Annotated in this window: 4 protein-coding genes and 1 pseudogene; 4 read left to right on the top strand and 1 reads right to left on the bottom strand. The window is 67.4% G+C overall.

Features of this window, described 5'->3' with window-relative positions; all coding sequences use genetic code 11:
• Nucleotides 1-331: 331 nt before the first annotated feature.
• Complete coding sequence (locus tag ACGF5G_RS35690) at nucleotides 332-541, bottom strand: hypothetical protein (protein ID WP_393271311.1); 210 nt, start codon at nucleotides 539-541, stop codon at nucleotides 332-334.
• 100 nt (nucleotides 542-641) lie between these two features.
• On the opposite strand from ACGF5G_RS35690, the gene ACGF5G_RS35685 reads away from it, so the two are divergent.
• The 4 genes and pseudogenes from ACGF5G_RS35685 to ACGF5G_RS35670 all read left to right on the top strand — a co-directional run.
• Entirely contained in the window at nucleotides 642-1193 is a 552-nt protein-coding gene (locus tag ACGF5G_RS35685; protein WP_393271309.1) for an RNA polymerase sigma factor, read from the top strand.
• The gene (locus ACGF5G_RS35680; RefSeq protein WP_393271307.1) at nucleotides 1190-2200 is read left to right on the top strand and encodes a CU044_5270 family protein; all 1011 of its coding nucleotides are present in this window, start codon (nucleotides 1190-1192) and stop codon (nucleotides 2198-2200) included. The genes ACGF5G_RS35685 and ACGF5G_RS35680 overlap by 4 nt, the downstream gene beginning before the upstream one ends.
• 245 nt (nucleotides 2201-2445) lie before the next feature.
• Complete coding sequence (locus ACGF5G_RS35675) at nucleotides 2446-3171, top strand: NUDIX domain-containing protein (protein ID WP_393271305.1); 726 nt, start codon at nucleotides 2446-2448, stop codon at nucleotides 3169-3171.
• A gap of 2 nt (nucleotides 3172-3173) precedes the next feature.
• Nucleotides 3174-3305, top strand: a pseudogene (locus ACGF5G_RS35670) (purine phosphorylase); the annotation flags it as partial.
• Nucleotides 3306-3399 lie beyond the last annotated feature (94 nt).

Here is a 3399-nt window from a genome sequence, read left to right as displayed (position 1 = left end):
CGGCCTTGAACTGCGGGCTGAACCGACGACGCTGCTCGGGCATGGACTCATCCTCTCAACTCGGAGGACATGTCCAGGATCCTTGGTACACCTCAGATCAGCTCGACCACTTTTGTGGGGCGATGGTAGGGCAAGCCGCCATCTTCGTCCCCGCCGGAGGTTGCCAGGACCACCCACCCCGGGTCGCTTCCATCCCAGAGGTAGGAGTACGAGTCGAGCTCGACGGCTGGCCGGTCCACCAGCCCATACTGCCAGGGCAGAAACCGCAGCGCGTCAGCGCCGAGCCCACTCGACCAGTCAGCCGGATCTTTCTCTAACCCCAGGCCGTAGCTCAGCCAAGCAGCCCTGGAACCCGCTCCCGAAGCTTGGCCATTACCCGCGACAGCCCGGCGTTCAAGTCGTCGCCGTCCCACCGCACGAGTTCCCCGCCCAGCGGCTTGCCCGACACCAGCACCGTCCAGCGGCCCCGTTGGCGCTCGCCGTCCATCTTGACGATGGCGACCAAGCCTCGATTTCCGAGCTGGACCAGCAACTCCGTCATGCACTCATCCAACCCCATAGCCGCGTATTCCTGAACTGACGTGTAACGCCTGACTGGTTGGTGCCATGAGTAGTAGTGAAGGGATGCCGGAGGGGGTCGGGTGAGCGTTGATCAGGATGAGCATGCCGCGTTCGAGCGGCTGTTCTCGTCGAGCTATCACCTGGTGCTGCGCTACTGCTACCGCCGGCTTGGGGATATGGAGTGCGCGCGCGAGCTGGCCCAGGAGACGTTCGTGGTGGCGTGGCGCCGACGTCGGGACGCACCAGGCTTGTTGGTGCCTTGGTTGTACGGGATCGCCCGGCGTGTGCTGGCTGATCACTGGCGGGCCGGACGAGCCCGGCCGGTCACCGTGCCAATGACGGACAGAGTCGATGTCGGGGAGGCCGACGGGTCGTTGGAAGCGGTCGGCCTGGTCCAGGACCTGCGGCAGGCGTTCGCCCGGCTATCGGAGTCGGACCGCGAGGTGCTGCGCCTGGTGACGTGGGAGAACTTGGACATGGCGGGGGTAGCCCGGGTTCTGGGGTGCGGTCGGGCGGCGGCGGCCGTCCGAGTATTTCGGGCCCGACAACGACTCGCCCGTCTGCTGAATGCGCCATCCTCGACCGCGCCAATGAGGAGATCCCCCAGACCAGTACGTGGAGGCGTGCGATGAGCAGAGCAAAGGACCTGCTGAGGGGACTTGACCCGGCGCGGGAGGTTGACCAGTGGCCGGCGACGCCGCGGGTGGACTGGGCAACGGTGGCCGGTGGGCCGCCGCCACAACCTGAACGGCGTGGATGGAGGCGCCGCGTGGTTCTGGGCGCGGTGTTGACCACCGCAACCGCGGTCGCCGGGGGCATGGTCATCGTGCAGGTCGCCGGACCGTCGGTGCCGGTGTACGCGGCGACGCCGCCGCCGTTGCACGTGCAGTACGCGGGCGACGCGCCCGCAGCCCGCGACGCGCTGCTTCACCTCGCCGCTGCGGTTCAGGCAGGGCCAGCCGCGGGTGAGCGGGCCGGGCGGTTCAGCTTCGTGCGGGTTGGGCAGTGGTCGCTGGACATCGCTTCCGGCAAGGGCAGCACCGAGGTCGGGGTCGTGCCGCAGGTGATCTCGACGTGGCGGGCTCCGGACGGGTCCGGCAAGGTCGCCACGGTCACGATCGACCGCTTGGATGTTGGGCAGCGGCCGAACGCCGAAGCCGTTCTCGATGCGGCGGCGCGGGGCGCGGCCGAGGTGAACACCTACGCCGCGGGGGAGCTGGCTGCGGTTGTCGCCGACCCGGTTCCTGACGATGTCGACGCCTTGGAACGGGCGTTGTATGCCCATCAGCCCCGCGTCAACGGGCCGAAGTCGGCGGTGCGTGCGGTCGCCGACCTCTACCGCACCACCGCAGTCGACCGGAAGGTGCGGGTTGCGGCGCTGCGGTTTCTTGCCCGCACCGACGGGGTGCTGCTGCGCGGTGCGGTCACCGACCGGCTCGGCCGCCAGGGCATTGCGGTCAGTGTGGACTCCGACAATGGCGGGGCCCGTGACCTGCTGATCTTCGACCAGGAAACCGGTCTGCTGCTGGCGTATGAGTCGATGCTCCTGCGCCGGCCTGAACGGCTTCCGGTGCAGGTGCCCGCAGTGTTTTCCTACGTGCTCTACCTCGACCAGGACCGGCGGCCCGACATGTCCTGACCACAGCGACGACGGCGGGGTGCCCCTCTCGTGGAAGAGCCCCGCCGCGGGGGCATGCAGTTACTGACTGAATGTCCGCACAGCCAGTCGGGCGTGGCGCAGCCTCGGGGGATGACGGCTCGACCCGGAGTTCGGCGTCAGCCCCGCTGTCAAGGAGTGCGGCTCAGACCTTCGATCGACAGGTGCCGAAACCCGACACATGTCATGACTTCCTGTCAGGGTGACAAGAAGTCTATGGTTCGCTCATGGCAAAGCCTCAACGCAGCGCCCCGGCTGTTCTCGTCGCGGTGGATCTTGTAATCCTCACGCTGCGGGAGTCCCGCCTCCACGCGCTACTGATCGAGCGGGGTATCGAGCCGCATCTCGGCCGCCTGGCTCTCCCTGGTGGATTCCTCAAACACGCCGAGGAGGACCTCCTCGACGCGGCCCATCGGAAGCTGGCAGAGGAGGCCAGCCTGGGCGCCGATCATCCACACCTCGAACATCTCAGTGTGTACGGCACCCCGGGCCGAGATCCGAGAGGGCGGGTGCTGTCTGTGGCCTATCTGGCCATCGCGCCTCGGCTGCCGGAACCGACCGCAGGCAAGAACGCGTCCCGCGCCTACTGGATGCCGATCGAGGAGGCTCTCTCCGATCAGGTGCACCTCGCGTTCGACCACCGTCAGATCCTGGCTGACGGGTTGGAGCGGGCCCGCGACAAGCTGGAACGCACCGCGCTCGCCACCGCCTTCTGCGGGTCGACGTTCACGATCTCCGACCTGCAGGAGGTCTACGAGGCGGTGTGGGGCGTACGACTCGATCCCCGGAACTTCTATCGCAAGGTGCAAAGCGTCCCCGGCTTCATCGTCCCCGCCGGGCCGACGCGGAAGGCGGAAAGCGGGCGTCCGGCGCGACTGTTCCGCTCCGGACCGCAAATGACGTTGAGGCCGCCGATGACCAGACCCAACCCGACAGAAAAGGAGCCGACGTAAGCATGGACGAAGACCTCGTAGTGATCCTCACGGCCCTCAATCTCGAGTACGAGGCGGTCCGTGACCGGCTGACCGGCCTAGCCGTGCGTCGGCACGCCGCCGGTACCCGCTTCGAAGTCGGCCGTATCGGGCAGTGAGGTGTACCAAGGATCCTGGACATGTCCTCCGAGTTGAGAGGATGAGTCCATGCCCGAGCAGCGTCGTCGGTTCAGCCCGCAGTTCAAGGCC

The sequence above is a fragment of the Micromonospora sp. NPDC047730 genome (assembly GCF_043204765.1).
Taxonomy (GTDB): domain Bacteria; phylum Actinomycetota; class Actinomycetes; order Mycobacteriales; family Micromonosporaceae; genus Micromonospora.
Note: the sequence above shows the minus strand (reverse complement) of the source record. Positions and strands in the feature narration are given on the sequence as shown.

What these genes read in the sequence shown, in the direction of transcription:
- ACGF5G_RS35680 (WP_393271307.1), top strand. Translation starts at nt 1,190, where the DNA reads ATGAGCAGAGCAAAGGACCTGCTGAGGGGACTTGACCCGGCGCGGGAG.
- ACGF5G_RS35690 (WP_393271311.1), bottom strand. Translation starts at nt 541, where the DNA reads ATGACGGAGTTGCTGGTCCAGCTCGGAAATCGAGGCTTGGTCGCCATC.
- ACGF5G_RS35675 (WP_393271305.1), top strand. Translation starts at nt 2,446, where the DNA reads ATGGCAAAGCCTCAACGCAGCGCCCCGGCTGTTCTCGTCGCGGTGGAT.